29 protein-coding genes are annotated in these 24,593 nt (G+C 69.2%); 8 read left to right on the forward strand and 21 right to left on the reverse strand.

What is annotated here, in order from left to right:
• Positions 1 to 13: 13 nt before the first annotated feature.
• From aztC to aztB, 3 genes are read right to left on the reverse strand one after another with little or no spacing between them, the layout of a single operon-like run.
• Entirely contained in the window at positions 14 to 940 is a 927-nt protein-coding gene (aztC, locus tag ASD13_RS13930) for a zinc ABC transporter substrate-binding protein AztC (protein ID WP_082531515.1), read from the reverse strand.
• Position 941: 1 nt separating this feature from the next.
• Positions 942 to 2,168, reverse strand: coding sequence for a hypothetical protein (locus tag ASD13_RS13935; protein ID WP_055870288.1), 1,227 nt, complete (start codon positions 2,166 to 2,168; stop codon positions 942 to 944).
• A gap of 55 nt (positions 2,169 to 2,223) precedes the next feature.
• On the reverse strand, positions 2,224 to 3,072 hold the full coding sequence (gene aztB / locus ASD13_RS13940; RefSeq protein ID WP_268776189.1) for a zinc ABC transporter permease AztB: 849 nt from the start codon (positions 3,070 to 3,072) through the stop codon (positions 2,224 to 2,226).
• Positions 3,073 to 3,126: 54 nt separating this feature from the next.
• On the opposite strand from aztB, the gene aztA reads away from it, so the two are divergent.
• Positions 3,127 to 3,780 carry a zinc ABC transporter ATP-binding protein AztA gene (gene aztA, locus ASD13_RS13945; RefSeq protein WP_055870292.1) on the forward strand — a complete coding sequence of 218 codons (654 nt, stop codon included), beginning with the start codon at positions 3,127 to 3,129 and terminating at the stop codon, positions 3,778 to 3,780.
• An 81-nt stretch (positions 3,781 to 3,861) separates the two neighbouring features.
• On the opposite strand, the gene ASD13_RS13950 is transcribed toward aztA, so the two are convergent.
• The gene (locus ASD13_RS13950; RefSeq protein WP_055870294.1) at positions 3,862 to 4,872 is read right to left on the reverse strand and encodes a GTP-binding protein; all 1,011 of its coding nucleotides are present in this window, start codon (positions 4,870 to 4,872) and stop codon (positions 3,862 to 3,864) included.
• Between the two features lie 84 nt (positions 4,873 to 4,956).
• Between ASD13_RS13950 and ykgO the strand changes: the two genes are divergently transcribed.
• The gene (gene ykgO / locus ASD13_RS13955) at positions 4,957 to 5,079 is read left to right on the forward strand and encodes a type B 50S ribosomal protein L36 (RefSeq protein ID WP_036311902.1); all 123 of its coding nucleotides are present in this window, start codon (positions 4,957 to 4,959) and stop codon (positions 5,077 to 5,079) included.
• Between the two features lie 101 nt (positions 5,080 to 5,180).
• Here the strand turns inward: ykgO and ASD13_RS13960 are convergent, their stop codons facing one another.
• Entirely contained in the window at positions 5,181 to 5,534 is a 354-nt protein-coding gene (locus ASD13_RS13960) for a MerR family transcriptional regulator (RefSeq protein WP_055871188.1), read from the reverse strand.
• Between the two features lie 176 nt (positions 5,535 to 5,710).
• Between ASD13_RS13960 and ASD13_RS13965 the strand changes: the two genes are divergently transcribed.
• From ASD13_RS13965 to ASD13_RS13985, 5 genes are all read left to right on the forward strand, one after another.
• Entirely contained in the window at positions 5,711 to 7,234 is a 1,524-nt protein-coding gene (locus ASD13_RS13965) for a SulP family inorganic anion transporter (protein WP_055870298.1), read from the forward strand.
• Between the two features lie 77 nt (positions 7,235 to 7,311).
• Positions 7,312 to 8,292, forward strand: a complete 981-nt coding sequence (gene trxB / locus ASD13_RS13970) for a thioredoxin-disulfide reductase (RefSeq protein ID WP_055870300.1) — start codon at positions 7,312 to 7,314, stop codon at positions 8,290 to 8,292.
• Positions 8,289 to 9,386, forward strand: a complete 1,098-nt coding sequence (arsB, locus tag ASD13_RS13975; RefSeq protein ID WP_055870303.1) for an ACR3 family arsenite efflux transporter — start codon at positions 8,289 to 8,291, stop codon at positions 9,384 to 9,386. The genes trxB and arsB overlap by 4 nt, the downstream gene beginning before the upstream one ends.
• Positions 9,383 to 10,375: a metalloregulator ArsR/SmtB family transcription factor gene (locus ASD13_RS13980; protein ID WP_055870306.1), complete on the forward strand. Its 993-nt coding sequence runs from the start codon at positions 9,383 to 9,385 to the stop codon at positions 10,373 to 10,375. Before arsB ends, ASD13_RS13980 begins: the two co-directional genes overlap by 4 nt.
• A gap of 24 nt (positions 10,376 to 10,399) precedes the next feature.
• The gene (locus tag ASD13_RS13985) at positions 10,400 to 10,807 is read left to right on the forward strand and encodes an arsenate reductase ArsC (RefSeq protein ID WP_055870308.1); all 408 of its coding nucleotides are present in this window, start codon (positions 10,400 to 10,402) and stop codon (positions 10,805 to 10,807) included.
• Positions 10,808 to 10,864: 57 nt separating this feature from the next.
• Here ASD13_RS13985 and ASD13_RS13990 read toward each other — a convergent pair whose 3' ends face one another.
• From ASD13_RS13990 to ASD13_RS14065, 16 genes are all read right to left on the reverse strand, one after another.
• Positions 10,865 to 12,025, reverse strand: a complete 1,161-nt coding sequence (locus ASD13_RS13990; protein WP_055870310.1) for a flagellar hook protein FlgE — start codon at positions 12,023 to 12,025, stop codon at positions 10,865 to 10,867.
• A 26-nt stretch (positions 12,026 to 12,051) separates the two neighbouring features.
• Entirely contained in the window at positions 12,052 to 12,495 is a 444-nt protein-coding gene (locus ASD13_RS13995) for a flagellar hook assembly protein FlgD (protein WP_055870313.1), read from the reverse strand.
• 14 nt (positions 12,496 to 12,509) lie between these two features.
• Entirely contained in the window at positions 12,510 to 13,955 is a 1,446-nt protein-coding gene (locus ASD13_RS14000) for a flagellar hook-length control protein FliK (RefSeq protein ID WP_055870316.1), read from the reverse strand.
• Positions 13,952 to 14,374 carry a hypothetical protein gene (locus ASD13_RS14005; protein ID WP_055870327.1) on the reverse strand — a complete coding sequence of 141 codons (423 nt, stop codon included), beginning with the start codon at positions 14,372 to 14,374 and terminating at the stop codon, positions 13,952 to 13,954. Before ASD13_RS14005 ends, ASD13_RS14000 begins: the two co-directional genes overlap by 4 nt.
• On the reverse strand, positions 14,371 to 15,666 hold the full coding sequence (locus ASD13_RS14010) for a FliI/YscN family ATPase (RefSeq protein ID WP_055870330.1): 1,296 nt from the start codon (positions 15,664 to 15,666) through the stop codon (positions 14,371 to 14,373). Before ASD13_RS14010 ends, ASD13_RS14005 begins: the two co-directional genes overlap by 4 nt.
• Positions 15,663 to 16,262, reverse strand: coding sequence for a FliH/SctL family protein (locus ASD13_RS14015; RefSeq protein WP_082531516.1), 600 nt, complete (start codon positions 16,260 to 16,262; stop codon positions 15,663 to 15,665). Before ASD13_RS14015 ends, ASD13_RS14010 begins: the two co-directional genes overlap by 4 nt.
• Complete coding sequence (gene fliG, locus ASD13_RS14020) at positions 16,252 to 17,256, reverse strand: flagellar motor switch protein FliG (protein WP_055870337.1); 1,005 nt, start codon at positions 17,254 to 17,256, stop codon at positions 16,252 to 16,254. Before fliG ends, ASD13_RS14015 begins: the two co-directional genes overlap by 11 nt.
• A complete protein-coding gene (gene fliF / locus ASD13_RS14025; RefSeq protein ID WP_055870338.1) occupies positions 17,253 to 18,875 on the reverse strand; it encodes a flagellar basal-body MS-ring/collar protein FliF in 1,623 nt (540 codons plus the stop codon). Before fliF ends, fliG begins: the two co-directional genes overlap by 4 nt.
• The gene (fliE, locus tag ASD13_RS14030) at positions 18,875 to 19,180 is read right to left on the reverse strand and encodes a flagellar hook-basal body complex protein FliE (RefSeq protein ID WP_055870340.1); all 306 of its coding nucleotides are present in this window, start codon (positions 19,178 to 19,180) and stop codon (positions 18,875 to 18,877) included. The genes fliF and fliE overlap by 1 nt, the downstream gene beginning before the upstream one ends.
• Complete coding sequence (locus ASD13_RS14035) at positions 19,180 to 19,572, reverse strand: flagellar basal body rod protein FlgC (protein ID WP_017828250.1); 393 nt, start codon at positions 19,570 to 19,572, stop codon at positions 19,180 to 19,182. Before ASD13_RS14035 ends, fliE begins: the two co-directional genes overlap by 1 nt.
• Complete coding sequence (locus tag ASD13_RS14040) at positions 19,569 to 19,910, reverse strand: flagellar basal body rod protein FlgB (protein WP_021198932.1); 342 nt, start codon at positions 19,908 to 19,910, stop codon at positions 19,569 to 19,571. The genes ASD13_RS14035 and ASD13_RS14040 overlap by 4 nt, the downstream gene beginning before the upstream one ends.
• 112 nt (positions 19,911 to 20,022) lie before the next feature.
• A complete protein-coding gene (locus ASD13_RS14045) occupies positions 20,023 to 20,319 on the reverse strand; it encodes a hypothetical protein (protein WP_055870342.1) in 297 nt (98 codons plus the stop codon).
• The gene (fliS, locus tag ASD13_RS14050; protein WP_017828253.1) at positions 20,316 to 20,702 is read right to left on the reverse strand and encodes a flagellar export chaperone FliS; all 387 of its coding nucleotides are present in this window, start codon (positions 20,700 to 20,702) and stop codon (positions 20,316 to 20,318) included. The genes ASD13_RS14045 and fliS overlap by 4 nt, the downstream gene beginning before the upstream one ends.
• Before the next feature lie 2 nt (positions 20,703 to 20,704).
• Positions 20,705 to 22,093: a flagellar filament capping protein FliD gene (gene fliD / locus ASD13_RS14055; RefSeq protein ID WP_055870345.1), complete on the reverse strand. Its 1,389-nt coding sequence runs from the start codon at positions 22,091 to 22,093 to the stop codon at positions 20,705 to 20,707.
• Between the two features lie 69 nt (positions 22,094 to 22,162).
• Positions 22,163 to 22,993, reverse strand: a complete 831-nt coding sequence (locus tag ASD13_RS14060) for a flagellin N-terminal helical domain-containing protein (RefSeq protein ID WP_055870348.1) — start codon at positions 22,991 to 22,993, stop codon at positions 22,163 to 22,165.
• Between the two features lie 109 nt (positions 22,994 to 23,102).
• Positions 23,103 to 23,903 carry a sigma-70 family RNA polymerase sigma factor gene (locus ASD13_RS14065; protein ID WP_055870352.1) on the reverse strand — a complete coding sequence of 267 codons (801 nt, stop codon included), beginning with the start codon at positions 23,901 to 23,903 and terminating at the stop codon, positions 23,103 to 23,105.
• 196 nt (positions 23,904 to 24,099) lie between these two features.
• Between ASD13_RS14065 and flgN the strand changes: the two genes are divergently transcribed.
• Complete coding sequence (gene flgN / locus ASD13_RS14070) at positions 24,100 to 24,582, forward strand: flagellar export chaperone FlgN (RefSeq protein WP_055870359.1); 483 nt, start codon at positions 24,100 to 24,102, stop codon at positions 24,580 to 24,582.
• Positions 24,583 to 24,593: the final 11 nt, after the last annotated feature.

The following is a 24,593-nucleotide window of genomic DNA, read 5'->3' on the forward strand; positions in this document are numbered from 1 at the left end:
CTGTGGTGAGGTCTCACGGCGTGAGACCGGTGGTGATGCGCTCGGTGTTGACACGCATCATGGTCAGGTAGTCGGGGGCGGCCTCATCGGGTCCGGTGAGCGATTCGGTGAAGAGCTCGATGACCTCGACCTGCACGTTCGCCTCGCTCGCCAGGGCCTGGGCGAGGCGATCAGGTGAGGAGGATTCCGCGAAGATCGCCCGCACTCCGGTCTCTTCGATCGCGTCGACCAGGTCGGCCAGGTCGGATGCCGAGGGGGCCGCCAGAGTCGTCCCGCCCGGGATCACCGTGCCGACGACGTCGAAGTCGAACCGATCGGCGAGGTAGCCGAAGACGTGATGGTTGGTCACCAGGGCGCGGTGTGCCACCGGGAGGGAAGCGAACGCCTCGCTCATCTCGGCGTCCAACGCCTGCAGCTGGGCGCGATACGACCGGACGGTCGTGGCCAGGGAATCCTGATCGATCCCGTCGACATCGGCGAGGACCGGCTCGACGGCGTCGACGACGTCGAGCATGCGAGCGGGATCCGTCCAGAAGTGGGAGTCCGGCATCCCGGCGGCATCCCCCTCGCTGTAGTCGAGGACGTCGATGGCATCCCCGGCCACGAACATCGGCACGTCATCGGAGGCAGCGGCATCGAGATGCTGCTGCAGTCCCTCCTCGAGCCCGAGACCGTTCGAGACCAGCAGGTCGGCGTTGCGCAGCATCGCAGCCTCCTGCGCCGAGATCTCGAACGAGTGCGGGTCGGCGTTCGGCTTCATGAGGGTCACGACCTGCGCCTGGTCACCGATCAGCTCTTCGACGACGTCGCCGAGGATGTTCGTCGAGACGACGATCGTCGGACGTGAGTCGACCGGTGTCGAACAGCCGGTGAGGCTCGCCAGGGTGAGCCCGCAGAGCGCGAGAGTAGCAAGGGTCGCGAGGGAACGCAGGGAGGGCATGTCATCGTCCTGTCTCGGCGACGAAGGCCGGTGCGGTGGCGGTCTCGAAGGTGCGGGCGATGCGGGCACCGTCGGCGTAGTCGATCTCGTAGAGACGGTGCTCCGTCGGGGCGCTCACATAGGCGCGGTGCTGATCCGCGATCAGAGACGGGGTCGTGCCCGCGGCCAGCGACTCGGCGACGAGAGGTTCGGTCTCGGCGAGCACGGTGCCGTTCTCGTCGCTCAACACCAGCACGCGTCCGTCCCGAGCGAGGGCCATCAGATGACCGGCTTCATCGTCCACCGCGGTGACGTGTACGAGCGGAACAGGGGAGGGGAGCAGGGTCCAGGACCGCTCGCGAGTATCGAGGAGCCAGATCCCTTCCGCTCCGGCGAGGCCGGCGACCGTGGGACGGCCCTCGCGGTTGTCGAACGATCGCGCGGCGGGCGCTGTCGTCCCCGCGGGGTAGGGGATGCGCTCCACCTGCAGCTCCTCGCCGTCGACATGCGCGAGCAGGGCGCCGTCTCGGCATCCGATGACGGCGCCGACGCGGGTCGTGATGGTCCCGGCCAGATCGGTGCACGGCTCCTCGAGACCGGTCGCCTCTCCGTCGGACGTGTACCCGGCGACGGTCGAGTCCGCCCCGGCCGAAGCCTCGGACACCAGAGCGAACGATCCGACGGGGACCACGAGTCCGGAGTGGGGCTCGCGCTCGAGTCGGAACAGCTCGCGGATCTCGCCCTTCGACAGTGCTTCGGTATCGAGCAGCACGGCATCTCCGGAATCGGCGAACGAGATACCGGTCCCGCCTGTCGTCGACAGGTTCGTCGTCGCGATCGTCGCCGGCCCCGCCCCCGTCACGGAACCGAGAAGAGCGGGGGCTGCCCGGTAGTAGTGGAAATGATCGACGTGATCCCAGGTCCACACGCCACTGTCGACGATCTCGATACCGTCGTCGGTCTGTGCGAACAGGTAGCGTCCATCCGTCGTCACACCGGTGACGGCCGGGATCTCACCGATCTCGGTGGTGCTTTCGTCGAGGAGGTCCAGGTGGGAGACCGTTCCTTCCGGGCCGATCCAGGTGAGACCGAGCGGCGGCTCGGCCAGTTCCGCGGCGCCCGCGACGGCGCCGTGCCCGTTGTCGGCGGAGTCGTCGGACGGGACCGTGGTGGCCGGCGTCGTGACGCAGGCCGTCAAGGAGACGGTGAGAGCGCCGCTGAGGGCGAAGAGGGCGATGCGAGAGCGCACGGTGTCCTTCCTTTGTCGTGGTCGTTCGAGAGTTCGCGTCGTCGCGACGGTGGGCTCAGACGTGCGGCGTCCGGGCTCCGCGAGAGCTGAGGGTGCGCACAGCCCACGAGAGGCAGGCGAGCAGGATCGCGCATGCCGCGACCGAGGCTCCTGCCGCCGTCGCGGCGTACCAGGAGGCGAGGAGGCCGAGGATGACCGCGGTCACGCCGAAGACGGCCGCGAGCGCCATGCGTGTGGGGATGCGGGTGGTCCAGTGCCCGGCGGCAACCGCCGGCGCGAGCAGGAGGCCGACGACGAGCATCGAGCCGACCGCCTGGTAGGACGCGACGACGGCCAGGGTGACGAGTCCTACCAGCGCGGCCTGCGCGAGCTGCGGGCGCAGTCCGAGAACCGAGGCGATGCGCACGTCGAGCGAGAGGGCGACGAAGGAGCGGTGGAACAGGATGGCGACGATCAGCCCGACAGCGGCCGCGGCGGCGAGCAGGACGAGATCGACGGCGCTGATGGCGAGGATGTCGCCGAACAGGATGGCGGTCGCGTCGGTGGCGAAGCTGCCCGAGTGGGAGATGATGATGACGCCCAGCGCCAGCATCGAGACGAACAGCAGGCCGATGCTCGTGTCGTAGGAGAGGCGTGCGCGTCGTTGCAACGCTCCGATGCCGAGGCTCATGGCGATGGCGCTGAGCGCGCCGCCGATCAGGACCGGAAGCGAGAGCACGGTCGCCAGGGCGACGCCGGGAAGCATGCCGTGCGCCAGCGCTTCGCCCAGGAATGCCATCCCCCGGACGACCACCCACGTGCCGACGATCGCGCAGAGGATCGCGACCAGCGCGCCGCCGAGCATGCCCCGCTGCAGGAAGTCCAGGGCGAACGGGGCGAAGAGGTCAGATGGGTGGCGGGGCACGGTGTCGAGACTAGGGGTTTATGAGAATGATTATCAAACTCATAAACTGGGGACATGCTCGAGACCCGATTCCGCCCCGACATCGTCGCTTGTCTGACCGACGTCCACGTGTCCTTCGGCGGTCGACCGGCGCTCGTCGGCGTCGACGTCTCGATTCCGCGCGCGTCCCTCACGGTCATCACCGGTCCGAACGGTGCGGGGAAGTCGACGCTGCTCGAAGTGCTGGGCGGGACGAGAGTCGCTACCTCGGGGCGCCGGATCATCAGTGGAACCGTCGCTTTCGTGCCGCAACGGGCCGCCGTTCCGTCCGGGCTTCCGGTCTCGGTGAAGGACGTCGTCAGCGTGGGAGCGTGGGGAAGACTCGGTCTGTGGCGGCGCATGGATGCCGCGGCCCGAGAGGTCGTCGCGCGATCGATGGAGCGTCTCGACATCAGCGCGCTGGCGAGGCATCCGTTCGCGTTGCTCTCCGGCGGTCAGCAGCAGCGGACACTCCTCGCCCAGGGGCTGGCGCGCGGAGCTGATCTGCTCCTGCTCGATGAACCGACGACGGGGCTCGACGTTGCCAGTGCGCTTCGCATCCGCGCTGTGTTGCGCGAGGAGGTGGAGCGCGGGGTCGCCGTCGTGTGCGTCTCGCACGACCCGTCCGTGATCGGCGACGCCGAGCGGAGGATCTCGCTTCAGGAGGGGCGGGTCTGCTCCGACGTCTGATCGGTCACCGTGTCGCTCGCTGCGGAGTGTCGGGTGGCGCTGTGAGGGGGAGCGATCCGCGGCGGGCGATGGAATCGTCGGTCACGGGTGTTCCTCGACGATTGCCGGCCAGGTCGGAAGAGGGTCGGTGAATCGTCGCCAGGCGTGTGGTCCCGCGATGAGCTCGTCGTCGTCGACGGCGGCGGCGTCGAGGGCCAGACGGATTCCCTCATGGTCGAGGTCGAGTCCGGTGAGGGCCAGATCCTGTGCGGTCGTCGCGTCCTCCTGTCCTGTCGACTGCGGATCGATCCAGATCGCGGAGCCGACGTGGTCCCACCGTGCGAGGATGCCGAGGCGGGTGGCGAGACGGCAGAAGCCGGCTGATCGGAGCACGATGCCCCAGCGGCCGGAGTCGATGTCATCCAGTGCCGCGGCCAGCCGTCCCGGATGGAGTGGCCGGGGCTGTTCGTAGCGCAGTGTCGTCACCCGCGGATCCGTCATGTGGGGATCGTGCTCGTCGTTGAGGGCATGCACCCATCCGGCCCGCTCGAGCAAGGGGAGCGGTTCGCACCCGCCGTCTAACGAGGCTCGGAGATCCTCGACCGGGCCACGCGACAGTCGTGCGCGAGCGGTGGGGTTCAGGTGCGAGGTGATCGCCATGAGCAAAGACAACTCGGCCGTGGGTACTGTTTCCCAGTTCACCAAGGAGACAAGCGTCGCACTCTCCACGTGCGATACCGCACGGCGTGCTCGCGATCCGAAGTCACCCCGGTCGTCGCCCTCGACTGCCACCTCTGAGAGAGGTCTGCCGTCGCCGAGGTCGTGGGAGAAGTGGAGTGCATCGACGACGCAGATCACCGAGGAGCGCGGCGCGTTCGCCAGGGCGAGGTGGGGGAGATCGAGCTCGCTGTCGACGTCCACGACGAGGGGAGAAGTGCTCTGGGGCAGGGAGGGGCGTTCCGGCGAGAGCGCGATGTGCTGCGGGCCTCGTCCTGGCATCGGTTCGACAAGTGCGATCAGATGACCTCCGATGCCCTGCGCCAGCTCTGCGGCATATGACCGCCTCTCCGGCGTGCACACTCCGACCACGACGAGGGGGTTCCTGCTCTCCACGACGACCTGCTCTTCCTCACATTGACGAGACTCTCGTCTCACCCTAACCTGTTAATGAGAAAGATTATCAATAAGGAGATCCCCGTGAAGGTTCGTGCATCCCTCAAGTCCCTGAAGAATCAGCCGGGCGCCCAAGTGGTGCGCCGCCGGGGCAGAGTGTTCGTCATCAACAAGCTCAACCCGCGCTTCAAGGGGCGACAGGGCTGAGTGCGACGCGAAGGGGCCCGGCGGAATGATCCGCCGGGCCCCTTCGCCGTGCGCCTCGTCGACGTGATCGCGACGGTGCCGAACGGATGAGGCGGGGCGTCTCAGATCTGGGCGAGCTGTGCGAGGAACTCGTCGGCCATCGCCACCTGGCTCGCGAGCTTCGCGCGACGAGCGCCGGCCTCGTCGCGGAGCGCGCTGAGTCTTGCGCGCAGCTGCTCATCCTCGGGTGCATTGACCAGGGCGTCGACAACGTCGAGGAGCGCCCGCATCTCGTCCAGCGAGTAGCCCAGGGGTTTCATCCGTCGCACGATCATGAGTCGTGCGACGTCCCTCGGCGTGTAGAGCCGGAACCCGCCCTCCGTGCGACCGGAGGGAATCACCAGTCCGACGTCCTCATAGTGGCGAAGCGTGCGGAACGACAGGGAAGTCTGTTCGGCCACTTCGCCGATGCGCATAGTCTGCACGTTCTCCACTGATCCGCCTTCGTCAATTCGTCAGCAAACCTCACGTTACGTTAGAGTCTGCGAGTGTGCCCCTTCGGCATCCCCATTCTTCCGCGTCGAGCTGTTCGGCGCCTGCGTGTCCGCGCGCGTATCGCCGCTCGTTCGCGAGCCCGACTCAGGAGAGCACATTGACTGCTGTCATTCCCGCCAGGGACAGCGCATCGCGCTATCGGATCGAACCCACCGTCCTGCAGGCGCTGCGCAGCCCCAGGCTGCTCACTCGCGAGGTCCTCGCTGGCCTCGTCGTCGCGTTGGCACTGATCCCCGAGGCGATCGCCTTCTCGATCATCGCCGGCGTCGACCCCCGGGTGGGCCTGTTCTCCTCCTTCGTCATGGCCGTGGCCATCGCGTTCCTCGGTGGCCGTCCGGCGATGATCACCGCGGCGACGGGGGCCATCGCACTCGTGATCGCCCCGGTGGCCCGAGAGTACGGGATGGACTACTTCATCGCCACGGTGCTGCTGGGTGGGCTGATCCAGATCGTGCTGGCCCTCCTCGGCGTCGCCAAGCTCATGCGGTTCATTCCTCGCTCGGTCATGGTGGGCTTCGTGAACGCGCTCGCGATCCTCATCTTCACCGCTCAGCTGCCGCAGCTGTTCGGCGTGCCGTGGCTGGTGTACCCGCTGGTCGCCGTGGGGTTGACGATCCTGTTCCTGATGCCGCGCATCACGAAGGTGGTCCCGGCTCCGCTGGTGACGATCGTGCTGCTGACAGCGGCCGTCGTGGTGTTCGGCTGGAATGTGCCGAACGTGGGTGACCAGGGTGAGCTTCCGCAGAGTCTGCCCGAACTCTTCATCCCGGAGGTGCCATTGACTTTGGAGACACTCGGGATCATCGGCCCGTTCGCTCTCGCCATGGCGGTCGTCGGCCTGCTCGAGTCGCTCATGACGGCCAAGCTGGTCGATGACATCACGGACACTCACTCCCGCAAGACGCGCGAGGCGTGGGGCCAGGGCGTGGCGAACGTGCTCTCCGGTGCCTTCGGCGGAATGGGCGGATGCGCGATGATCGGCCAGACGATGATCAACGTGAAGGCCTCGGGCGCGCGCACGCGCATCTCGACGTTCCTCGCAGGTGTCTTCCTCCTCGTCCTTGTTCTCGCGCTCGGCGACGTGGTGGCGATCATCCCGATGGCGGCGCTGGTGGCTGTGATGATCCTCGTTTCCGTCGCGACCTTCGACTGGCACAGCATCCGCCCCTCGACGTTGCGTCGGATGCCGAAGAGCGAGACGGCCGTCATGCTCATCACTGTCATCGCGACGGTGTGGACGCACAACCTCGCTATCGGCGTCATCCTCGGAGTGCTCGCCGCGATGGTGATGTTCGCCCGACGGGTCGCACACTTCGTCACCGTTACGCGCACTGTGGTGGACGAGGAGGGGATCGCTGCCGCTCGCTACGAAGTCGTCGGGGAGCTGTTCTTCGCGTCGAGCAACGACCTGACGACCCAATTCGCGTACGCGGAAGATCCGGACCGGGTCGTCGTCGACATGACCCGGTCGCACATCTGGGACGCCTCGACCGTTGCTGCTCTCGATGCCGTCGTCACCAAGTACGAGCGCCTCGGCAAGTCCGTCACGATCCATGGCCTCAACGACACCGCGGCGGCGTTCCGTCAACGGCTCACGGGCAATCTTGGGACAGGGCACTAGCAGGCGGCAAGGTGACGAACAGGTGAACTCCTCCGTCGGAGATTGCAGGGGGTATCGATGAGTGTCAATATAGACACATGTCGATTCAACAGGTTGAGCTGGTCATCATCGGTTCCGGCCCTGCGGGCTACACCGCGGCCGTGTACGCCGCGCGGGCGGGTCTTTCCCCTGTGGTGCTCGCCGGGTCCGTGACCGCGGGCGGCGCGCTGATGACCACGACCGAGGTCGAGAACTTCCCCGGGTTCGTCGATGGCGTGCAGGGGCCCGAGCTGATGGAGTCGATGCGCGCGCAGGCGGAGCGCTTCGGGGCCCGCATCCTTCTCGACGACGCGGTCCTGGTCGACCTCGACGGCCCCCTCAAGACCGTGGAGACGGGCTCCGGTGAGACCTTCCTCGCTCGCGCCGTCATCCTGACGATGGGCTCCGCCTACCGGAAACTCGGCATCGCGGATGAGGAGAGACTCACCGGCCGCGGCGTCTCGTGGTGCGCCACCTGCGACGGCTTCTTCTTCCGCGAGCAGGAGATCGTCGTCGTCGGCGGAGGGGACTCCGCGATGGAGGAGGCGCTGTTCCTCACCCGCTTCGCCTCGAAGGTCACCGTGGTGCACCGTCGGGGTGAGTTCCGGGCCTCGAAGATCATGGCGCAGCGCGTGCTCGACCACCCCAAGATCGAGATCGCGTGGAACAGCGAGGTGGCAGGCCTCATCGGTGCGGAGAAGGTGGAGGCGGTGGAACTGCGCGACACCGTGACCCGTGCCGAGCGGAAGCTGCCGGCTACGGGAGTCTTCGTCGCCATCGGGCACGATCCGCGCTCCGAGATCGTCGCCGGACTCGTCGACACGGATGCCGACGGCTACGTGCTCGTCGAGCACCCCTCCACTCGCACGAACGTGTCGGGAGTCTTCGCCGCCGGTGATCTGGTCGACCACACCTACCGCCAGGCGATCACCGCCGCAGGTACCGGATGTGCTGCCGCGCAGGACGCGCAGCACTACCTCGCGGCTCTCGACGAGGCAGAGCCCGTCATCGCCGAGAAGCGGGAGGCGCTCCTCGCATGAGCACCGCGACGGTACCCACCACCGCACCTTCCGCGCGCCGACTGTCGACCCTCGACCGGTGGCTGCCGCTCTGGATCGGCCTGGCCATGATCGGCGGCATCGTCATCGGCCGCTTCATCCCCGGCGTCTCCGACCTCCTGGCCCGCCTCGAGGTCGGTGGGATCTCGATCCCGATCGCCCTCGGCCTGCTGGTGATGATGTACCCGGTGCTCGCGAAGGTCCGCTACGACAAGGTCGCCGCCGTCACCGGCGACAAGAAGCTGCTGCTCTCGTCGCTGGCGCTCAACTGGCTCGTCGGCCCGGCGCTGATGTTCGCCCTCGCCTGGGCGTTCCTGCCCGACCTGCCCGAATACCGCACGGGCCTCATCATCGTGGGGCTCGCGCGCTGCATCGCCATGGTCGTCATCTGGAACGACCTCGCCTGCGGCGACCGCGAGGCCGCGGCCGTGCTCGTCGCCATCAACTCGGTCTTCCAGGTCGTCGCCTTCTCGCTGCTCGGCTGGTTCTACCTCACCGTCCTTCCGGGTTGGCTCGGACTCGACTCACAAGGGTTGGACATCTCGATCTGGCAGATCGCGCTCAATGTCCTGATCTTCCTCGGCATCCCCCTCGTCGCGGGTTTCGCCTCCCGCTTCATCGGGGAGCGTGCGCAGGGACGCGACTGGTACGAGGACAGCTTCCTCCCGACGATCGGCCCCTGGGCGCTCTACGGCCTGCTGTTCACCATCGTGCTGCTGTTCGCCCTGCAGGGTGAGCAGGTCACGAGTCGTCCGTGGGATGTCGCCAGGATCGCACTCCCGCTGCTGGCGTACTTCGCGATCATGTGGTTCGTCGGCCTGTTCACCGGCAAGGCGCTCGGCCTCGGATACGCACGATCGACGACTCTGGCGTTCACCGCTGCCGGCAACAACTTCGAGCTCGCGATCGCCGTCGCGATCGGCACGTTCGGTGCGACATCCGGCCAGGCCCTCGCCGGGGTCGTGGGCCCGCTGATCGAAGTCCCTGTTCTCGTCGGACTCGTCTACGTCTCGCTCTGGGCCGCCCGGCGCTGGTTCCACACCGACCCGTACACCGCTGAGAGGATCTCGTCATGAATGTCACCCCGACGACCGCAGACGACACCTGCAGTCCCGTCGTCACGCATGCGATCGGGCAGGAGGCTGCCGCCTCGGTTGCTGCGACGTTGAAGGCTCTGTCGGATCCGCTGCGGCTGCGGATGCTGTCGGCCATCGCGTCCGACCCGCGCGGAGAATCGTGCGTGTGCGACCTCGCCGAGCTCGCCGAGGTGTCGCAGCCGACCGTGTCCCACCACCTCAAGGTGCTCAAAGACGTCGATGTCCTCACCTCCGAGCGGCGAGGAACCTGGGTCTGGTACCGGATCACCCCGGGCCGGCGCCGCGCGGTCACGGCATTGCTGGACTCGTTCGCACCAGCCACGGTCGCGCCCTGGAGCGTCTCCGCCGACGACGAGGGGCGGCGCCCCGACTTCGACGCGCGCGTCACCCGTCTCGCCCAGGAGCTTGCCGCGGAGGTTCCGGAGCTGGATTCCGACGTCGTGCTCACGACCGTCCGCGAGTCGTACACGGCGCTCGCGCGCAGCGCCCGCGTCACCTCGGCTCTCGTGCCGCTCACGGAGCGCTTCGCGCGTCAGCGCCTCGCCGACCTCACCCGCGATCGCGATGCCGCGGTCCCGCAGGTGCTCTTCGTCTGCGTCGCCAACGCGGGGCGGTCGCAGCTCGCCGCCGCGCTCGTCAACAAGCTGGCGGCCGGCAAGGTCGTGGCTCGCTCGGCAGGATCGGCCCCCGCCGACGTCATCCACCCGCACGTCCGCTCGATCCTCGCGGAGATCGAAGGCGACCTGGCCGCCGAGCGCTTCCCGAAGCCTCTCACCGACGACGCCGTGCGTGCGGCAGACGTCGTCATCACCATGGGGTGCGGCGACGTCTGCCCGATCATCCCCGGCGTCCGCTACGACGACTGGGCCGTCGGTGATCCCGCCCTCGCTTCGCGGGAGGGCGTCGAAGCCATCCGCGACGACATCGCCGCACGCGTGCGCGCACTCGTCGACGACCTTCTTCCCTGACCACATCTCTCACCAGGAGTCTCCATGACCGACACGACCACCACGCCCTCCGTCCTCTTCGTCTGCGTGCACAACGCCGGACGCTCCCAGATGGCCGCCGGATTCCTTCGCGACATCGCGGGCGACCGCATCGAGGTCCGCTCGGCCGGCTCCATGCCCGCCGACCAGATCAACCCCACCGCTGTGGAAGCGATGCAGGAACTCGGCATCGACATCACCGCCGAGCAGCCCAAGGTGCTCACGACCGAGGCCGTGCAGGCGTCTGACGTCGTCATCACGATGGGATGCGGCGACGCGTGCCCGTTCTTCCCCGGCAAGCGCTACGAGGACTGGAAGCTCGACGACCCGGCCGGCCAGGGGATCGACGCCGTGCGGCCGATCCGCGACGACATCCGGGCGCGCATCGAGCAGCTGGTGAGCGAACTGCTCTGACCGCAGGCGGCGGCGCGGCGGCTCGTGATCTCACGCGCCGCCGCGCCGTCCCACGGCTCAGCGCTTCAGGTTCGTGAGCTCCTGCAGCACCTCGTCGCTGGTGGTGATGATGCGGGCGTTCGCCTGGAAGCCGCGCTGCGCGACGATCAGGTTGGTGAACTCCTGCGACAGGTCGACGTTGGACATCTCGAGCGCGCCGCTGATGATGCCGCCCAGGCCGTCGGTGCCCGCCTGCCCGAGCGTCGGCTCGCCGGAGTTGCCGCTCGGGCGGTACTGAGAGGAGCCGGCCTTCTCGAGTCCTCCCGGGTTGACGAACCCTGCCAGGGCGACGCGGGCGAGCACCTCGGTGTCGCCGTTGCTGAAGGTGCCGACGAGGCTGCCGTCGTTCATCAGCGCGTACGAGCTCAGCGTGCCGGCCGGCTTGCCGTTCTGCTCCTTGATCGCGACGTCGCTGACATCCGCGAACCCGGTGACGGCGGAGAGGTCGACCGTGACACCGCCGGAGACGATGGAGGAGGCCGCCGCCTGCTTGCCGTCGGTGAACGTGAGAGCGGTGTTCGTGCCGCCCGGCTCGGTGACGCTCCAGCCCGTGGCGGTGCGGGTGAAGGTGAGGCGCAGCGACGTGGCCGTACCCTCGGCGTCGTAGGTCTTGATGTCGCGCACCAGCTGCTCGCCGACCGCTGCCCCGGAGGGCAGGTTGCCGGTGACGCGGGCGGTGGTGGTCGCGGTGGCGGGGCTCAGCGCGCCGACAGGCAGCCGGATGTCGCCGATGCCCTGACCCGGGACGATCACTCCGTTCTGGGCCGTCCAGCCCTGCACGAGCGCGCCGTCTGCGGAGACCAGCTTGCCGCTGGCGTCGAACGAGAACCCGCCGTTGCGGGTGTACAGGGTCTCGCCGCCCGAGCGGACAACGAAGAAGCCGTCGCCCGCGATCATGAGGTTGGTCGGCACACCGGTGGGCTGCGGCGCCCCGGAGGCGAAGTTCGTGCTGATGCCGGCGACCTGCACGCCGAGACCGACCTGGGCGGGGTTCTGACCGCCGACGGCCTGCTGCGGCATCATCGAGTTGCGCACGAGCTGCGAGAGCGAATCCTGGAACTGCACGGCCGAGGCCTTGAAGCCGGTGGTGTTGACGTTGGCGATGTTGTTGCCGGTGACGTCGAGCATGGTCTGGTGCGAACGCAGACCCGAGATTCCTGCGAACAGAGAGCGGAGCATGGTGATGCCTTTCTGGAAGGGACTGGTCAGGACTGCGAACGGGGGGCGAGGGAGACGCCGGAGACGGCGTCGAGAGGGATGGATGCGTCGCCGATGGTGACGAGCGGGACAGCGCCGGCGTAGGAGACCGAGGTGACGATGCCCTTCTGCGTGACGCCCTTCTCATCGACGTACTGCGCTTCGTGGCCGATCAGCGCGGCGGCTGTCTGGCGCATGCTGAGCGCGAAGCTCTCGGTCGAGGTCGCCGTGAGCGCGGTGAGCTGCTCCATCGAGGCCAGCTGGGTGGTCTGCGAGATCATCTCGTTGGTGTTCATGGGCGAGCTCGGGTCCTGATTGGTCAGCTGCGTCACCAGGAGCTTCAGGAAGACCTCCGAGTCGAGCGTCTTCTTGCGCTCGGTCGGGGGCGTCGTGCTGCCCGTCTGCACTCCGGAGGGCGGGATGGTGCCGGAGATGGGGTCGACCGTGGTCATGGATTCCTCTCGGATCAGGCGAAGACGTCGATGCCGCCGTGCGGCGAGATGAGGGGGACGGGGGATGCCGGATCGGTCGGCGATGTCAGGTCGGTGGACGCTCTGTCACCGGACGAGGGATGTGCTGCGTCTCGGCCTCTCGCGTCGGCGGCTCCCGGCTCACCGCTGTTCGTTCCGGTCGTGGCACCGTTGGAGGAGCCGGTCCCGCCTCCGGTGCTGTTGGGGGCGGAGTGCTGCGGGTTCGAGGATGCGGGTCTGTCGTCCGAGGCCGACAGCAGGAGCGAGGCCTGCGGTGCCGCGGCTGCGAGGTCGCGGCGCAGGTCGACGAGGATCGCGCGCAGCGCCTCGCGACCGAGGTCGTTCGGGGCGTGCAGCTCGATGTGGATGGCCCCGCCCGAGATGTGTGCGCGCACCGTCACAGGACCGAGGTTCTCCGGCGACACCGTCAGGGTGAGGCTGTGGTCTCCGTCCGGAGCCTGCGCGAGCGAGATCACGGGTGCGGTGATCTGCGGGAGCAGTGCCGGCCGTGGGGCGGCGGCAGCGGCCGGGGCTGCGGCGGCGACGGGCGTCGGCGGAGGAGTGCTGCCGACGGCCGCGGGCGGGACGGGCGCGTCACCGGTGGATGCCGAGGCCGCGGGGGCGGGAGCGGATGCAGAGATCGCGGGCGCCGGGGTCGTCGGGGCGTCCGGGGAGAGTGCGGGAGGCACCGCGTCCGTCTCTTGTGCTCCTGCGTGAGCGGTCGGTACGGGGTCGCTCGGCACTCCTGCGACGACGGGGATCCCGCTGATCGGACCACTGCTGACGCCGAGGCGGGAGGCCGTCGAGGCGGTCCGGGGCAGGGCCGGCTCCGCCGTACCGCGCACGGCCGTCGCCGTGGGCCCGGCGGGGTGCGAAGCAGCAGCGGTCGGGGCATCGAGGGCGGAAGTCGTCGTCGTCGCGAGCGGGAGGCTTCTCGTCGTCTCGGAGACCGCGGACTGGGCGGGGGCAGTCTCGACGGGGCTGGCCGGTGCGGCCGTTCCCGCGACAGCGGCAGGTGCTCCGATCGAACCGGCGGATGCGGCGGACTCCGCTGCCACGACCGCGACCGCTCCCTCGGGGGCATCCGCCGCATCGGCACCCTGTGGGGCCGGCATCGCCGCGGCGGGCACCTCGCCTGTGGCGTCGCCGATCACGACCGCGCTCACGGGGAGCACGAGGGTCGGCTCGGGCAGGGGAACGATCGCCGGCGGGATGTTCGTGGCCGGGGCGGAGGGAGCAGTGGGGGCGGCATCCGCGGTGTCGCCGTCGGTCGATGCTCCGGCGAACGTCCCCTCCGCGGCGTCGGTGTCGACGCGCGAGGCATTCAGGATCACGTCGGCGAAGGCCGCGGCCCCCGGCGTGATCTGCCGGGAGGGCGAGGGGGAAGCCGCTGCGCGCTGGACACGCGGATCGAGCAGGTCCACGATGCCGAGAGATGTCATGCCTGGCCCTCCGCACGGATGCGCGAACCGTTCTCATCGAGCTCCGCCTGCTCGGCCCGCAGCTCGGCCGTCCGCACCTGCAGGGCGTGCGCCTGGGAGAGACGGTCGAGTCCGCGCATCGCCCTCCTCGCCTCCGCGTGCTCCGTTCGGGCCAGATCGACCGTCTGCTCCTGCAGCTCCGAGAGGGTCGTGAGATCGGCCAGAAGGGTTCTGCCGGCCACTCTGGCTGCGGCGAGGGCGGCGAGGGAGCGCACATCGACGGCCTCGCTCCCGACGCCCGACAGGTGCGCGCGCAGCGACCGGTCGCGGGCCTCGGTGTGCTGGGCGTCGATCACCGCGCGGGAGAGCCGCTGGGCGGCCGCGCGCTCTTGGATCTCGCGCACGCGCAGGAGTCCGGCCAGGGAGAAGGACCGCGTCATGACACTCCTTCGAAGGAGGCGACGAGATCGTCGAGTCGGCGCCACGATTCGCCGATCTCGCTCGTCTCGTCGAGGGGCTGGGTGAGGAAGGCGCTGATCGCCCTCTCGTGGGCGATCGCCGCGTCGATGCGGGAGTCCGCTCCGGGCTGATAGGCGCCGATGTCGATCAGGTCGTTCGCACGACGACGGGCCGCGAGCACGGCTCGGAGCGTGGCGGCGTGCGCTCTGCGCTCGGGGGCGGTGACCTTGCCGGCCACCCTCGACACGGAGCCGAGCACATCGATCGCCGGATGGTGGCCCGACAGCGCGAGTGCGCGATCGAGCACGACGTGGCCGTCGAGGATCGACCTGACGGTGTCGGCGATCGGCTCGTTGTGGTCGTCGCCGTCGACGAGCACGGTGTAGATGCCGGTGATCGAGCCGCGCGTGTCCGTGCCCGCCCGTTCGAGCAGTCCCGCCAGGAGCGAGAACGTGGAAGGAGGATAGCCGCGGGTGGCAGGAGGCTCCCCTGCCGAGAGCCCGATCTCGCGCTGTGCCATCGCCACGCGGGTCAGCGAGTCCATCATGAGGATGGCGTGGGCCCCGTCGTCGCGGAAGGCCTCGGCGATCCTCGTGGCGGTGTACGCCGCACGGATGCGCGCCATGGCCGGCTGGTCCGATGTCGAGACCACGACGACGGAGCGGGCGAGCCCTTCCGGTCCCAGGTCGTCTTCGATGAACTCGCGCACCTCGCGACCGCGCTCGCCGACGAGGGCGATCACGGTGACCTCCGCCTCGGTGCCGCGCGCGATCATCGACAGCAGGGAGGACTTTCCGACCCCTGACCCGGCGAAGAGTCCGACACGTTGGCCGCGGCCCACGCTGACGAGCGTGTCCAGGGCCCGCACGCCCAGCGGAAGCGGCGAGTCGATCCGGTCGCGGCCCATGATCGAGGGCGGCGCGTGGTCGAGGCTCACCGGGACGGCGCCCGTCAGCGGTCCCTTTCCGTCGATCGGCCGGCCGAGGCCGTCGAGGACCCGTCCGAGCAGAGCAGCACCGGTCGGTACGCGCAGCGCCCCTCCGCGTGACCGCACGGGGGCGCCGACCGTGAGTCCTGCGACGGGGGCGAGCGGCATGCAGCGCAGTCCGCCTTCGCCGATCGCCACGACTTCGGCATCCACGCCGTCGAGTGCCACGACGTCGCCGACCGCGCCCTCGAGGCCGCGCACCTGCACGCTCAGTCCGCGCACCTGCGACACCTCGCCGATGCGCTCCGGCCGCGCCGCTTCGCGCACCGCCGCCCAGACACTCATGCGCCGACCACGGCGTGGCGGGCGCGCTCGAGCGCGCCCGCGACGCGGGCATCGATGCGACCGTGGGCCAGGACCGCGACGGCGTCGCCCCGGTCGAGGGCGTCATCGGCGACGAGGGCGATCCCGGCGAGGTCGTCGGCGGATTCGCGGAGTGTGCGCAGGTCGTCCGGGTGCAGTCGCACCTCGCGGATCTCGGCGGGGTCGGCGCCGGAGAGAGCGCGCCGGGCGGCGACCGCGGCGGAGGCTCCGGCGTCGGAGAGTTCGCCGACGACGATCAGCTCGGCGAGCTCGATCGCACAGCGCACCACCTGGTCGTGCGCGGCGGTGGTCAGCTCGCGTTCCCGATCGCCCAGCGAACGTGCGGCCGCGTGCAGCGCCGCCACAGCGTTCTCGAGCTCCCGAGCCGCAGCCGCCTCGCGGGCGGTCCTGGCCTCTTCCGCCGTGCGCTGCGCGACCTCGGCCTCGGCGCGGCCGGCACGGAAGCCCTCCGCGTGTCCGTCGGCATAGCCGCGCATCCGCGCCCTGGCATGCTCCTCGCCGCCCTCGCGTCCGTCGAGACGCGGGAACAGCACCGGCGAGAACGCGTCAGTAGACATACTCGTCCTCGTCGGCGCGTTGCACCGTGATGTCCCCGGCCGCTTCGAGCGCGCGGATCGTGCGGACGATCTCGGCTCTGGCCTCTTCGACCTGCGACACGCGCACGGGGCCGAGCGTGCGGGCCTCCTCGTCGAGGTTCTCCCTGTTGCGCTCGGAGACGTTGCGGCGGATGAGGTCGGCGATCGGCTGGTGTGCGCCCTTCAGTGCCAGCGCGAGCGAGCGGATGTCCATGCCCCGCAGCACGCGCTGGGTATCGCGGTCGTCGAGCTTGACGATGTCGGCGAAGGGGAACATGCGCGAGCGGATGTCCTCCGCGAGCGCGCTGTCCCTGTCTTCGATGCTCGCCAGCAGCGCCTTCTCGACCGTGGCTCCCGAACGGGCGATGATCTCGACCAGAGGCTCCACCCCGCCCAGCACCTCGGGGGTGTCGCGTGCGGCGAAGGTCCCGGTCCGAGCCTTGAGCGCATCGGCCACGATCGCGATCGCCTCCTGCGACGCGGTCCCCATCGTCGCGATCGCGTGGGCGACGTCGGTGCGCGTGGGGTCGGGAAGGGCGGCCAGGACCGCCGCGGCGCGGTCGGTCGGCAGGTGGGCGAGCACGAGGGCGACCGTCTGCGGGAGCTCGCCGTCCAGCAGCGTCGCCAGCTGCGCAGGGTCGGCGGAGCCGAGGAACTCGAAGGAGGAGTTCATCGAGGACGAGCCGACCCTGCCCAGCACGGCAGCCGCGCGCTCGGCGCCGAACGTCGCCTCCAGCAGTCCCGCGGCGATGTCGCGGCCGCCACGGGCCGGCGGCAGGTGTCCGGAGGCGATCCGGTGGAACTGCCCGAGAGCCTGCGCGGTGGTCGCCGCATCCAGGTTCTGCAGGTCGATGATCTCGGCGGCGACGGCCTCCGCCTCGGACTCGGAGAGGTGCTTCATCACCTCGATGGCCTGTGCGCGATCGAGGTTCATGAGCACGACGGCCGCCGTCTGCCGATCGGTCAGTCCGGTCATACCTGCTGCCTGTCGTCGATGAGGGTGCGCAGCAGGTCGGCGGTGCGCTTCGGGTCCTGCCGGGTGAGGGAGTCGATCTCCGCGCGGCGGCGCTCGAGACTCACCTGCGCGGGCTCGGGCGCCGGCTCCGGTTCGGGGTCGGGTGCCGTCTCGAGGAACGCCAGCGGCGTGGTCGGCGACTGATCGATCGCCGCGGTCGCCCCGGCGTCGAGGGCGGAGAGCGCGGGCGGGCGGGCGCCGAAGAGCTGCTCGAACTCGCTGTCGGCGCTGCTGCGTCGGCGGGCACGCATGATCAGGGCGGCGAGGGCGGCGAGCAGCGGGATGGCGATCGCGGCGGCGATGATGAGGGTGTTCAGCAGCACAGCCTGGCGTTCGGCGCCCTCGGCGTCCTTCGCAGCCTGGAGGGCGGCCTGCGCCGCTTCGGAGCTGGTCTGGTTGAACGACACGAGCTCGACGGCGATCGAGTCGCCGCGGTCGGTGTCGATCCCGGCCGCGGTCTCGACGAGGTCGCTCAGCTGCGCCGTGCTCAGATCGCCGCCCGCCCCCGCATCGACCGCGACCGAGACCGACTGACGAAGCAGGGATCCGGCCGGCGTGGAGGTGCTCTGCGTGCTCTTGTTGACCGCGTTGGTCTTCGACGTCTCCGTGGACTCGGAGGTGCCGTCGCCGTCGGCCGACGGAACCGCGATGTTGTCGGGGCCGAGCACTCCGGCATTCGAGCTGGAGCCGTTCTGCGTGTCGGTCCTGGTCTGCTCGGTGAGCGGGGGAGCGCCCTCGGCCGGGGTGTAGGTCTCTTCGACGCGCTCGTTGACGGAGTGGTCGATCTCGGCGACGACGGTCACCTTGGCGTTGCCCGGTCCGACGACGGTGTCGAGCATCTGCTGCACGTTCGCCGTCACGCGCGCCTCGTAGTCGCTCGCCTGCTGGTCGATGCCGCCGGTGGTCCCGACTCCCCCGGCCGAGAGGGTCTGACCGCTCTGGTCCACGACGGCGACGTTCTCCGGCTTCATGCCGCTCACCGCTGCGGAGGTCAGGTGCACGATCGCCTCGACCTGCTTCGGCGAGAGCGTCGAGCTGCCGGAGGTCTCCACGAACACGGAGGCGGTGGGGTCGACGGTCTCCGAGACGAAGACGCTCTCCTCGGGGATCGCGAGCTGGACCGATGCCGCCGTCACGCCCTTGATCGATGAGATCGTCGCGGCGAGTTCCCCCTCGATCGCGCGCTTGAAGGTCACGGACTGCTGGAACTCGCTCGTGGTGACGCCCATCTTGTCCAGCAGCGAGTAGCCGCCGGAGCTGCTGCCGGGGAGTCCTGCCGACGCGGCGGCGAGTCGCTGGTCGTAGACGTCCTTCTCCGGGACGAGCACCGTCGCACCGCCGTCGGCCAGCTCGTAGGGCACCGACGAGGACCGCAGCTGCTCGACCACGGCGTTCGCATCCGAGGCGCTCATCCCGGAGAACAGCGGCGTGTACGTCGGGCGGCTGAGCCAGCTGGAGAGGGCGACGATCCCGAGCGCGAGCACGGCGACGCCGATGATGGCGATCGTGCGCTGCGCGAGCGAGAAGCCCGCGATCACGCGCCCGATCCGCTGGAACACGTTGGTGACGGCCTGGGGCATCAGGCTTGCATCCGCATGATCTCGTTGAACGCGTCGACGCCCTTGTTGCGCACGGCGGCGACGAGTTCGAGGGTGACGGCCGCGCGGGAGGACGCGATCATCGCGGAGTGGATGTCATCGAGGTCGCCGGTGACTGCGGCGACCTTGAGCGTGTCCGACTCGGACTGCAGCGACCGCAGCTCGTCGATGGCACCGGTGACGCTGCTCGCGAAGGCGGTGTCGTCGGTGGCCTTCGCCGGTGCGGGGGCGGGCGCTGAGAGCGTGAACCCGGAGGAGACGGCTTCGATGCCGGCGAGTGAGGCCATCAGCTGCGTCCGATCTGCAGGGCGGATTCGTAGGAGTTGCGTGCGCGGTCCACGATGGCCGCGCTGGCCTGGTAGCCGCGCTGGGCGAGGATGAGCTGGCTCATCTGGTCACCGAGATCGATGTCGGGGTAGCGCACGTAGCCGTCCGCGTCCGCGAGGGGGTGGTCGGGCTGGTGCACGAGGCGTCCCTGCGCGCTGCCCTGCGCGGTGCCGGCCACGTAGACGCCGGGCGACTGATCGCTCGTCTGGGCGAGGATGTACCGGGCACGGAACGCCGCACCGTCGCTCGGCGCGGCGGTGTTGATGTTGGCGATGTTGTCGCTGATGGCGTCGAGCCACTTGCGGTGCACCGTCAGTCCGGTGCCGGCGATGCCGATCGCATCGAAGGTCATGAGGTCCTCATCGCGGTGCGCATCGATGTGAACGAGCCGTTCACGGCCTGCGTCGCGAACTGGTAGCGCAGCATCGTGTCGATGCTGGAAAGCGTCTCGGTGTCGAGGTTGACGTTGTTGCCGTTCAGGCGCGTGGGCTCGAGCGAGGTGCCGACCGTCGCGCCGACCCGACCGTCGCCCGCATCGATCGAGCGTGCGAGCGCCTCTTCGAACTGCACACGCTTGGCGTGGTAGTTCGGAGTGTTGATGTTGGCGATGTTGTCGGAGATCGCGCGCTGGCGCTGCGCGAGGCCGTCGAGCGCGCTCGTCAGCGCGTTGATGGTCACAGAATCGAACACGAACCGGCTCCCCGTGTGTGGCTGGTGTGGCCGATCCATGGCCGAGTCTTGCGAGCCATCCGTGCTCTCCCTGCTCTATCGGCAGGATCTTCCGCGATGTTAGAGAGCGGTCTCACCCGTCGACGTCGAGATAGGCGGGCTCCTCCGGGCGGCGGGTGCTCGGGATCCGGCTCACGGCGCCCAGGTGCTGACGCAGGCCGTCGAGGTCGGCCCGTGTGCGCTCTATCGCCGCACGCTGGAGCTCGACGACGCGCCTGGCGCGGTCGGCGAGAGCGGCGGGCAGCGGTGTGGTCGGCGGGGTCCACGGGGCGATGTCGGTGTCGGCAGCGGTGCCGGGGGCGGCGGCGAGGATCCGTCCGGCGTCCTGTTCGAGCCGGTCGAGCATCGCGGTCCACTCGTCGAGGCTCATGATCGCGCCTCGGCGACCGTGCGGGCGGCCTCGTGCCACGCCTCCCGCAGCGGGGCGATGATCTCATGACAGGCGCGCGTGCGCTCGGGGTCGCGACCGATGTTCGCTCCGATGAGGGTCTGCGAGAGGAACACGTACAGCGAGCGCAGGCCGGCGCTGCCGCTCCACTCGTCGGTGAGCGATGACGACAGTTCCGAGACGATCGCCTGTGCGTGCTGGAGCTGGGCGTTGGCCTCCTCCCAGTCCTCGGAGCGCTGTGCGCTCTCCCCGCGCTCGATGTCGAGCAGGAGACGGTCGTAGAGCATCGTCACCAGGCGCTCGGGCGGTGCGGACAGCACGGCGTCGTCGCGGTAGCGCTGTTGGGCACGCAGGGCGGCGTTCATGCTCACTTCCCCGAGCTCGAGCTCGAGCCCGGCAGGGCGGCGATCTGCGACGACAGGTACGAGGACTGCGACTGCAGCTGCGACAGCATGACCTCGAGACGGGCGTAGGTGCGCTCGAGGGTCGACTTGCGCTGCGCGAGACGCACGTCCCACCGCTCCATCTGCTCGCCGAGACCCTTGACCTCGCTCTCCTGCCCGGTGATGCGTGTGGTGAGCAGGCCGTCGTACTTGTCGGAGTAGACCTTCGAGGTGTCCTGCACACGCGCGGCGATGTCGGAGAACAACCCGGCGACGGCGTCCGGGTCCTTCGCGAGCGCCTCGGCGAACTTCTCCTCATCGAAGCTCAGCACGCCGTACATGTCGGTCGAGATGCCGATCGTCGAGGGGGAGACACCGTTCACCGGGTGCTGCACCGCGTCGGCGATGGCCGTTCGGAGCCCACGGACCGCGCTGTCGCCGGTGAAGACGCCCAGCGTGGTCTTGTCTCCCTGCTTGGCGGCGACGGTGGCCTTCGAGCCGTTGTCGATGCGGGTCAGGATGTCCTTGACCGCGGCGATGAAGTCGGCGGAGGCCTTGGTGCGCGCAGCGGTGTCGACCGCGACGCCGATGGTGACGGGGGCGGTCGAGACGGCGGAGACGGTCACGTCGACACCGTCGAACAGGTCGGTGAAGGTGTTGCTCGATGAGGTCAGCACCTGCTCGGCGCTGGTGCCGGCCCACAGCCGCACCTGGGCGTCGGCGCCGACATCGATCACGGCTGCTCCCGCTTCGGTGGAGATGTCGGAGGCGGTGCCCGCCGCGACGCCGGCGATGTCTGCGCTGTAGGCGCGGAACTGTCCGGCTTCTCCGGAATCGGCGGCGCGCAGTTGCAGGCGGTGCTGCATGTTCCCGGCAGCATCGCGCCCGGCGGGAACGGCGGTGGCGACGATCCCGAAGCCGGCTTCGTTCACCGCACGTGCGACGTCCTGCATCGAGGAGGAGTCGGCCGTCACCTGCCGGCGCTCGCCCTTCGCGTTCTCCAGGGTGATCACGGGAGGGTCTGCGGGCCAGCCGGTGGAGACGGCGGAGACGATGGTGTGGTTCTTGGCGACCTTGTCGACGACGATGTCGGCGGAGAGCGCCGCGGCGCCGGTGCGGGTGGCGACGGTGACGGTGGGGGACGACGACGTGGTCGTGAAGCGGGCCAGCCCGTCGCGCGTCGCGGCCTTCTCTGCAGCCGTGGCGAGGTTCTGCACCGCGGTGTTCAGCGTCCGGAGCTGGGTGACGACGCCGTTCTTGTCGTCCATCTTCGCCTTGAGCAGCGAACGGGGGATGGCCGCGACATCCATCAGCGCCTTGATGACCTCGGTGGTCTTCAGGCCGGAGACGAGTCCGTCGAGCGAGAGGGACATGATCGCCTTTCCGTGTCGGGGGCGGACAGGGTCCGGGCGCCGGTGGGCGCCCGGACCCTATGGCGTGATTCAGCGCAGGAGCTGGAGCACGCCCTGGTTGGCCTGGTTGGCCTGGGCCAGCATCGCGGTACCTGCCTGGGACAGGATGTTCTTCGACGTGAACTTGACCATCTCGGACGCCATGTCGGTGTCGCGGATCCGGCTCTCGGCGGCGGCGAGGTTCTCCGCCGACACGTTGAGGCTGTTGATGGTCGACTCGAAGCGGTTCTGCAGCGCACCGTAGCCGGCACGTGCGGTCGAGACCGCCTGGATCTGCGTGTCGATACCGGCCAGCGCGGTGCCGTACGTCGCTGCGTCCGTCATGGTCGCCGCGAGCGTCTTGATGTCGGCGCCGAGGGTGGCGAAGTCGGTCAGGGCGACCGAGATCTGGTCCTCGGCGGCGACGGAGCCCGCACCGACCTGGAACGTCAGCGTGTCGCCGCCCGAGAGCAGCTTGATGCCGTTGAAGTTCGTGCTGCCGGCGATCCGGGTGAGCTCATCACCGAGGGTGTTGAGCTCCTTCTGGATCGCGTCACGCGACTTCGCGTTGTTCGAGTCGTTCGCACCCTGAGCGGTCAGGTCGCGAACGCGCTGCAGGATCGAGTGGACCTCGGTCAGGGCGCCTTCCGCGGTCTGGATGACCGAGATGCCGTCCTGGGCGTTGCGTGCCGCGACGTTCAGACCGTTGACCTGCGAGCGCAGGCCCTCGGAGATCGCGAGGCCCGCCGCGTCGTCGGCCGCGCGGTTGATGCGGAAGCCGCTGGAGAGCTTCTCGAGCGACTTCGACACGTCGTTCTGCGTGTTGGACAGGTTGCGGTAGGCGTTGAGTGCCGACACGTTCGTGCTGATCTGCATACCCATAAGGGTTCTCCTCCGTGAATGGTGTTGTGCGGGAGACCATCCGTGGTCTCCCGGTCACACCTATCGGCGGAGAGTGCGCTCGCGTTAGCCGTTCGCGCGGGGAATCGGTTCAGACGGCGGCCGATTCGCGGAAGGCGCCGGCGATCCGGGAACCGGCGCCCTCGGCGATCCGGGTGAAGTACGCCTCGCGGGCGGCGAGGGAGACCCGGGTCGTGGCAGCCGGTGTCGAGCCCTCGGCGAAGTATCGATCCAGGGCGTCGCGCAGGAGTCGGATCGCCTCCGAACGCTGCTGCGACACCGCGGAGTGCGTCACCCCCAGCTCCTCGGCGATCTCCTTGACGGGGCGTTCGTCGAAGTAGACGGCCAGCACGATGCGGCGCATGCGCTCGGGAAGGGCGGCGACGGCCTGTTCGAGCACTTCGCGCCGTTCGCCGACCAGTGCCGATTCCTCGGGGAGGGGGATCTCCGCGGCGACATCACGTGCCGAAGGCTCATCGAGCGTCGTCAGGGTCCTGGCGGCATCGCCGAGCGCTTCGATCACGACGTCCTTCGGCACACCCATCGCCGTGGCGACCTCGGCGGCCGTCGCCGTCCTGCCGAAGCCTGCGGTCAGGGCGTCGCGCACGGCGACGGTCTCCTTGATGCGCTTGCGGATGCCGCGCGACGCCCAGTCCATCGAGCGCATCTCGTCGGCGAACGCCCCGAGGATGCGGCGACGGGCGTAGGCGCCGAAGGGCACACCGAGTTCGGGGTCGAAGGCTTCGGCGGCGGTCACGAGCGCGAGGGCTCCGACGGCGGCGAGTTCGTCGCGGGGGATGTGGGTGGCTCGGGAGTGGGTCTCGGCGGCGAGGTATCCGACCAGAGGGAGGTTGCTCTCGATGAGCAGATTGCGCTCAGCGCGCGACGACATGGGGGATGATCCACCTCTCTGGATGCACTCCGGAAGTTCCAAGGAGAAGGACAGATGCATATATCACACTTATTGTGATCTGTACATGGGGAGAACTGCCCATCGCCGTTCCACATAGTAACGTTAGGCGAGCGCTGGCCGATAGTGACCTTTGGCCGCGTTGCCAGGCGTGGCGATCACTGGGGAAAAGGGGATCATGGGAGCCAACGAACTATCGATACAGCTGTGGCGCGAGCGTGAACTGCTCGAGATGCTGCTGTTCAAGCTCGACGAGCAGCAGCTGCTTCTCGCCGCCGGCCGATCCCAATGGATCCAGTTTGCCGCGCGGGAGATCGATCAGGTCCTCGACAGGCTGCGCGGCGCGGGACTCGCCCGCACCGTCGAGGTCGCAACCGTCGCGGAGGAGTGGGGGGCTCCCGAGGCCTCGACCATTCGCGAACTGATCGAGCACGCGCCCGAAGGGGCATGGCAGGAGGTCTTCGCCGACCATCTGCGTGCGCTCACCAAGCTCGCCGCCGAGGTCGAGCAGATGCGCGACGCCAACGCGGAGCAGCTCAGCGGAGTGCTCCGCGCCACGCAGGAGACGATCGCCGCACTCGGGCACGACACCGGCGAGTACACGACCAAGGGTGACCGCGCCCGCGACGACGCCGCGCGCATCATCGACACCGAGATGTGACCGAGAGGGGA

Source organism: Microbacterium sp. Root1433D1, assembly GCF_001426835.1.
Taxonomy (GTDB): domain Bacteria; phylum Actinomycetota; class Actinomycetes; order Actinomycetales; family Microbacteriaceae; genus Microbacterium; species Microbacterium maritypicum.

Bases quoted from the DNA above. Each gene is read 5' to 3' on its own strand.
- ASD13_RS14060 (WP_055870348.1), bottom strand. From the start codon at position 22,993: ATGGGTATGCAGATCAGCACGAACGTGTCGGCACTCAACGCCTACCGC.
- ASD13_RS14045 (WP_055870342.1), bottom strand. From the start codon at position 20,319: ATGAGCCTCGACGAGTGGACCGCGATGCTCGACCGGCTCGAACAGGAC.
- ASD13_RS13995 (WP_055870313.1), bottom strand. From the start codon at position 12,495: ATGACCACGGTCGACCCCATCTCCGGCACCATCCCGCCCTCCGGAGTG.
- ASD13_RS13960 (WP_055871188.1), bottom strand. From the start codon at position 5,534: ATGCGCATCGGCGAAGTGGCCGAACAGACTTCCCTGTCGTTCCGCACG.
- fliE (WP_055870340.1), bottom strand. From the start codon at position 19,180: ATGGCCTCACTCGCCGGCATCGAAGCCGTCTCCTCCGGGTTCACGCTC.
- trxB (WP_055870300.1), top strand. From the start codon at position 7,312: ATGTCGATTCAACAGGTTGAGCTGGTCATCATCGGTTCCGGCCCTGCG.
- ASD13_RS14065 (WP_055870352.1), bottom strand. From the start codon at position 23,903: ATGTCGTCGCGCGCTGAGCGCAATCTGCTCATCGAGAGCAACCTCCCT.
- ASD13_RS14035 (WP_017828250.1), bottom strand. From the start codon at position 19,572: ATGACCTTCGATGCGATCGGCATCGCCGGCACCGGACTGACGGTGCAC.
- aztC (WP_082531515.1), bottom strand. From the start codon at position 940: ATGCCCTCCCTGCGTTCCCTCGCGACCCTTGCTACTCTCGCGCTCTGC.
- ASD13_RS13980 (WP_055870306.1), top strand. From the start codon at position 9,383: ATGAATGTCACCCCGACGACCGCAGACGACACCTGCAGTCCCGTCGTC.
- ASD13_RS14015 (WP_082531516.1), bottom strand. From the start codon at position 16,262: ATGTCTACTGACGCGTTCTCGCCGGTGCTGTTCCCGCGTCTCGACGGA.
- fliS (WP_017828253.1), bottom strand. From the start codon at position 20,702: ATGAACGCCGCCCTGCGTGCCCAACAGCGCTACCGCGACGACGCCGTG.
- ASD13_RS14010 (WP_055870330.1), bottom strand. From the start codon at position 15,666: ATGAGTGTCTGGGCGGCGGTGCGCGAAGCGGCGCGGCCGGAGCGCATC.
- aztA (WP_055870292.1), top strand. From the start codon at position 3,127: ATGCTCGAGACCCGATTCCGCCCCGACATCGTCGCTTGTCTGACCGAC.
- flgN (WP_055870359.1), top strand. From the start codon at position 24,100: ATGGGAGCCAACGAACTATCGATACAGCTGTGGCGCGAGCGTGAACTG.
- ASD13_RS13990 (WP_055870310.1), bottom strand. From the start codon at position 12,025: ATGCTCCGCTCTCTGTTCGCAGGAATCTCGGGTCTGCGTTCGCACCAG.
- fliF (WP_055870338.1), bottom strand. From the start codon at position 18,875: ATGCCCCAGGCCGTCACCAACGTGTTCCAGCGGATCGGGCGCGTGATC.
- ASD13_RS13985 (WP_055870308.1), top strand. From the start codon at position 10,400: ATGACCGACACGACCACCACGCCCTCCGTCCTCTTCGTCTGCGTGCAC.
- ASD13_RS14005 (WP_055870327.1), bottom strand. From the start codon at position 14,374: ATGACGCGGTCCTTCTCCCTGGCCGGACTCCTGCGCGTGCGCGAGATC.
- ASD13_RS14000 (WP_055870316.1), bottom strand. From the start codon at position 13,955: ATGACATCTCTCGGCATCGTGGACCTGCTCGATCCGCGTGTCCAGCGC.
- arsB (WP_055870303.1), top strand. From the start codon at position 8,289: ATGAGCACCGCGACGGTACCCACCACCGCACCTTCCGCGCGCCGACTG.
- fliG (WP_055870337.1), bottom strand. From the start codon at position 17,256: ATGACCGGACTGACCGATCGGCAGACGGCGGCCGTCGTGCTCATGAAC.
- fliD (WP_055870345.1), bottom strand. From the start codon at position 22,093: ATGTCCCTCTCGCTCGACGGACTCGTCTCCGGCCTGAAGACCACCGAG.